At 42.7% G+C, this 4,402-nt stretch carries 7 protein-coding genes; 3 read left to right on the top strand and 4 right to left on the bottom strand.

Annotation, left to right across the window (positions count from 1 at the left end):
- The first annotated feature begins 563 nt into the window (after positions 1–563).
- Complete coding sequence (locus EWV66_RS04235; protein ID WP_287115909.1) at positions 564–1,466, top strand: universal stress protein; 903 nt, start codon at positions 564–566, stop codon at positions 1,464–1,466.
- Between the two features lie 45 nt (positions 1,467–1,511).
- Here the strand turns inward: EWV66_RS04235 and EWV66_RS04230 are convergent, their stop codons facing one another.
- Positions 1,512–1,808 (bottom strand): site-specific integrase, encoded by a 297-nt coding sequence (locus tag EWV66_RS04230; protein ID WP_287107279.1) that lies wholly within the window; start codon positions 1,806–1,808, stop codon positions 1,512–1,514.
- Between the two features lie 371 nt (positions 1,809–2,179).
- On the opposite strand from EWV66_RS04230, the gene EWV66_RS04225 reads away from it, so the two are divergent.
- Both EWV66_RS04225 and EWV66_RS04220 read left to right on the top strand, forming a co-directional pair.
- Positions 2,180–2,710: a hypothetical protein gene (locus tag EWV66_RS04225; protein ID WP_287115908.1), complete on the top strand. Its 531-nt coding sequence runs from the start codon at positions 2,180–2,182 to the stop codon at positions 2,708–2,710.
- Between the two features lie 146 nt (positions 2,711–2,856).
- Positions 2,857–3,129, top strand: a complete 273-nt coding sequence (locus EWV66_RS04220) for a PIN domain-containing protein (protein ID WP_287107277.1) — start codon at positions 2,857–2,859, stop codon at positions 3,127–3,129.
- A 38-nt stretch (positions 3,130–3,167) separates the two neighbouring features.
- Here EWV66_RS04220 and EWV66_RS04215 read toward each other — a convergent pair whose 3' ends face one another.
- The 3 genes from EWV66_RS04215 to EWV66_RS04205 form a co-directional block, all read right to left on the bottom strand.
- Entirely contained in the window at positions 3,168–3,560 is a 393-nt protein-coding gene (locus EWV66_RS04215; protein ID WP_287107276.1) for a pepsin/retropepsin-like aspartic protease family protein, read from the bottom strand.
- Positions 3,553–3,771, bottom strand: a complete 219-nt coding sequence (locus tag EWV66_RS04210) for a hypothetical protein (RefSeq protein WP_002753442.1) — start codon at positions 3,769–3,771, stop codon at positions 3,553–3,555. Before EWV66_RS04210 ends, EWV66_RS04215 begins: the two co-directional genes overlap by 8 nt.
- 386 nt (positions 3,772–4,157) lie before the next feature.
- The gene (locus EWV66_RS04205; RefSeq protein WP_287107281.1) at positions 4,158–4,295 is read right to left on the bottom strand and encodes a DUF433 domain-containing protein; all 138 of its coding nucleotides are present in this window, start codon (positions 4,293–4,295) and stop codon (positions 4,158–4,160) included.
- Positions 4,296–4,402: the final 107 nt, after the last annotated feature.

The raw sequence follows: 4,402 nt of genomic DNA, 5'->3' as shown, positions 1-4,402 counted from the left end.
GAAAAATTAGCTAAATTAACAGGATGTACTCTCAGAAAATTTGAAGAGAGATAGGCTTTTAGTGGCTTGGGAACAAGCTTTATCAATTTATTCATAATAAATATTGGCAGAAGATTAAAGATTAGTTATTGTGACTAACTCTTTTGGTTAGAGAAAGATAAAATTGAGAATCTTCAGTCAAATTTATTGACTCAAAATTAGCTGTACTTAATTTAAATGAATCAACCCTACCTTGATAAGGGGGGTGTCTGACAACTTTTAACACCTACCTACTTAATCATCAATTAAATGGTCGATTTAGCTGTGATTAAAAGAGAGCGCCAGCATTGCAACCAAAATATAATACAAATGAACGCTTGATCCGATGATTTTGAGCCAAGTATTTCTAGTCAATTAAGCATAAATACTTAAAACATCCTCAAATGCGAGCTGCTACGCAGTGCCTTCGGCATCGCATGAAGCTAAGAAAAAGCGCTTAATAAGTTGTTAAATTTCGAGAACAACATTAGCAGTATGCTGAAAATTAGCGAAAACTATTAAGATCATAGACCGAGTTTAATCTTATGCTAGAGAAAATACTATACGCTGATTCCGGCGCAGGTCAAACCCAAGAAATGCTACAAGCATTGATGGATCTCCCCGCTATCCGGAAAGCGTCGATTACCATTCTCCGGGTTGTTCCCCCTCAGATTACCACCGAAGCTCTGGCCAGTAAATGGGAAGAGGGAACCCAAATGCTGACTAAAATCCTGCAAGAAGTCAAAATTGAACCCAGCAAAGTTTCCACTATTCTGCGCCAAGGAGATCCCAAAGATACCGTCTGTCAAGTTGCCGACGAAATCGGGGCCGATTTGATCCTGATGGGTTCCCGAGGACTGAAGCGACTGGAGGCAATTCTAGAAAATTCCGTCAGTCAATACGTCTTTCAACTGACTAATCACCCGATGTTATTGGTAAAAGACGATATTTACGTCAAAAAAATCAAAAAGGTGATGGTAGCTCTCGATAAGTCTAGTTCGGCTGATTTAGCTCTCGATCTGGCTATTTATCTCCTGCGGGATTATCCTTCAGCAGAGTTAATTCTGGCCCGCGTCAACCCCGACTTAAAACCGGAATTTGCCCCCACTTCCGCCAAAGAAATGGAAGAAAACCCGATTTTAGGGCCAGCAGTGGCAAAAGTAAAACGGATGAATATACCCTATCGCTGCGTGGTGACGGGGGGTAAACCGGGAGAACAACTCTGCAAACTCGTCGATGATTATAATGTGGATCTCTTACTGTTGGGTTCGCCCGATCGCCGTCCTTCCGTGGCTAAGAGTTTACCGGATCTCGATCGCCTTCTCGGTACTTCCCTCTCGGATTATGTGCGGGTTAATGTCAATTGTCCCGTCCTTTTAGCTAGGCTGGCAATGGCTTTCATCGTCATAAAAGCCGAGCTAAAGGCGATTAGCTCATTTAAGGGATAACTTCGACTCTCAACCCGCAAGCTCAGTAACTGCTTCTCAAGAGATTCAATTTCTTGGATGAGCAATCCTAACTTTGGTGGGTTGAGAATTACCTAGGCAGCGATCGCAGTTTGTTGTGCGATCGCTAAAATCATCAGCCATTTTTACTTTTTTGGTGAGGACGGTGGGCAGGCGTTTGGAGCGTTTTGCCCGTAAATATGCACCGACATTCCTCAGTTCAATTTTCAGAACTTCTCGATAAAGAAAGAGGATGGCGTTGAGGGCTTGGTTTTGGGTGGCGGCGGCAACGTTTTTATCAACGGCAAGATGGGTCAAAAAGGACTTGATCTCTTCTTTTCCCATCTCACGGGGATGTTTTTCCTAATGGAAGAGCAGATAACGCTTAATCCAGTCCAGATATGTTTGTTCGGTGCGGTAGGAGTAATGCGGTAGGGCGGATCGTCTCTCGCACTACGTCTAGGAGTTTTCGGGGTGTGGGAGGGTTCATAAAAGAGTACGCTAATCGGCATAACACGCTTATTGTAATATTATACGGAAAACTTCTCGCAATCGCTCCATTTGAGCGTAATATACGGAAAGATTCTTAAAAAAATGCGTATTTGGCGTAATGTACGGAAAATTTCCGCATAACATATAGTTATGCACTCGAAATTAAGGCTCCTATGCTGAAAAAAATACTCACAGACCCCTTTTCATTATTTACACTTGGCACAGTGTCTATTGTTTGGTTTCTTTCGTTATTTTATTTTTTGAGTGATGGGGCGGAATCATTTAGTGATTTCTTCTTTTCTTTCGGTGGTTTCATTTTGCTAACAGTCATATCTGTAGTGTTTCTTTTTCTTTACTTAAAGAAAAAGGGGTGGCATTTTCAGAGCGTATTTGCTTTAATTCGGCATCCTGGTGTTTATGTAGTGTTATTGAGTTTTCTCGGAAGCTATCTATTGAATATTTATCCTTACATACCATTCGAAATTCGATTTAAACTTAGCCAGCAAGCGTTAGAAGATTTTGCAAAGCACCCAATTTCAGATAATGACAATTCAACAGTTCAATGGGTCGGCCTGTTCCCGTTACGAGAAGTAGATATTGCTGGAACGTCTGTTAGGATGATAGTTTCTGAATGTTTTTTGGATGATTGTGGTTTTGTGTATAGTCCAAATGGTGATCCACCAATAGTTTACGAAGACAGTTATTATGAACTCCCTTTTGCGGAAAATTGGTATTATTGGCATCGTAGTTGGTAAAATCAGCGCCGCCCATCAGCGTATGCAGTGCGATCGCCGATCTTGTAGGGTGCGTTAACGAAGTGAACGCACTAATTCCCTCGCAAACCCTCAAAATAAAGCTCAAATGCGATAGAATGAGGGACAAATAAAATTCAGAAAGTGCTGTGAGGGAAACCGTCTATATTGAAACCAGCGTTATTGGCTATCTAGCCGTTAGACCAAGCAACAACTTGATCTTCATGGCAAATTTGGAAATAACCAGAAGATGGTGGGAAACTCGCCGTAGTCAATTTACCCTTTACATCTCGCAAGTTGTCTTAGATGAAGCAGGACAGGGCGATGCGAAAATGGCAAGCAAGAGGCTAGAGCGATCGCTGATCGCCGTAGGCTGGGTTGACGGCAGGAAACCCAGCATTGCTTTTCTCTATCAACACTAACCAAAAGCGCGATCCCACCCAAAACACATCGACCCTTATTAGAAGCGGATAATTTCGATCGTGCATCGCGATCGTTGAAAACAGACATCAAATTCTCGAAAAAAGTTCGTTTGCCCAAGAATTAAGGGTATCTGAGAGGTTTTTGCCCAAGCAAAGGCTAGACGAACAGGTTCCAAATTCCCAATTTGAACATACAAAAATAACCCTCGTGCTTCAACCCTTGCAAGATTTCCGGCCAATGGCAAGCGGACAGTTTGTTCCTCCCAAATTGCACCCAATTGCGGCCCGATGTGGTAAGGTAATAGATTGACCGTAGATCCGGTATCCAGCAGGGCATTCGCAGAAACAGAAAGGCCTGCATGACTCAGAGTGATGGGAATCGTGGGTAATGCTTCATCGTCGGAAAGGGGAAATTCGACTGTACTAGGCATGGGTAGATGCCTCTCGGTCATCCTGAATCATATGCATCAGAATATTGGCGGCTTCCGTGGCATCGTAGGGCGACCAAATCGGATACTCTGATGCGGAAAAGATAACCTGTAGTTCAGCATCCGGGATTTGTGCAGCTAGGAGTTTGAAGAGTGATAATTTGTCTGTCTGGCTCAGATTGTTGACCAGAAGAATTAACTCAGTGAGTGACATGGCTTAAACTTCTAGATATGCGAGAATAAATTGATCATAAGCGATCTGTGAGGTACGGTCTAACAATCCCGTTGCACACCGACCGTATCAGGTTGGTCGGTGCTGAGCAACAAGAACCACATCATGTCCAGCATCAATTAGAAATCTCGCAGTGATTGCGTAAACGTCTTGATCGAGAAGAAATTTCGGCTCTTCGTTACTTGTTATGGTTCGATAGGGGGGCATAAATTGACTAAATCCTTCTCTGGCAAGAGACTTAATTGATGAGTTCGCTCTAGATAAAAAACAATTGACAAAAATCGCCAAATGCCTTTCTAAATAAGGGTTCCATCCCTTATAACCCCAGTCCATTGCATAACACAAACCGAAGAACCGAAATTTCATTATTAAGCCGACACAAGTTTAATGTCTTCAGCCGCTACTAAAGCGATAGCATATTGCAGACAAGCACGAATGTCTTCAATTTGTAAATCAGGGTAATAATCCTGAATAATTATACTGAAAGAGAGTCCCTCATCGGAAATTTTGGGTCTGAAACCCCGCCGTTCTAGGTTGGCTTTACGTTAGAATTAAAAGGCCAGTCTCGAAAACCAAGTGGACGGCGCAGCACCTTGAAAACTCGGCTTAGGGG

This window comes from Microcystis sp. M_OC_Ca_00000000_C217Col (assembly GCF_007095585.1).
Lineage (GTDB): Bacteria > Cyanobacteriota > Cyanobacteriia > Cyanobacteriales > Microcystaceae > Microcystis > Microcystis panniformis.
Note: the sequence above shows the minus strand (reverse complement) of the source record. Positions and strands in the feature narration are given on the sequence as shown.

Excerpts from the sequence above, each read along its gene's own strand:
- EWV66_RS04235 (WP_287115909.1), top strand. The coding sequence starts at position 564 with ATGCTAGAGAAAATACTATACGCTGATTCCGGCGCAGGTCAAACCCAA.
- EWV66_RS04230 (WP_287107279.1), bottom strand. The coding sequence starts at position 1,808 with ATGGGAAAAGAAGAGATCAAGTCCTTTTTGACCCATCTTGCCGTTGAT.
- EWV66_RS04215 (WP_287107276.1), bottom strand. The coding sequence starts at position 3,560 with ATGCCTAGTACAGTCGAATTTCCCCTTTCCGACGATGAAGCATTACCC.
- EWV66_RS04210 (WP_002753442.1), bottom strand. The coding sequence starts at position 3,771 with ATGTCACTCACTGAGTTAATTCTTCTGGTCAACAATCTGAGCCAGACA.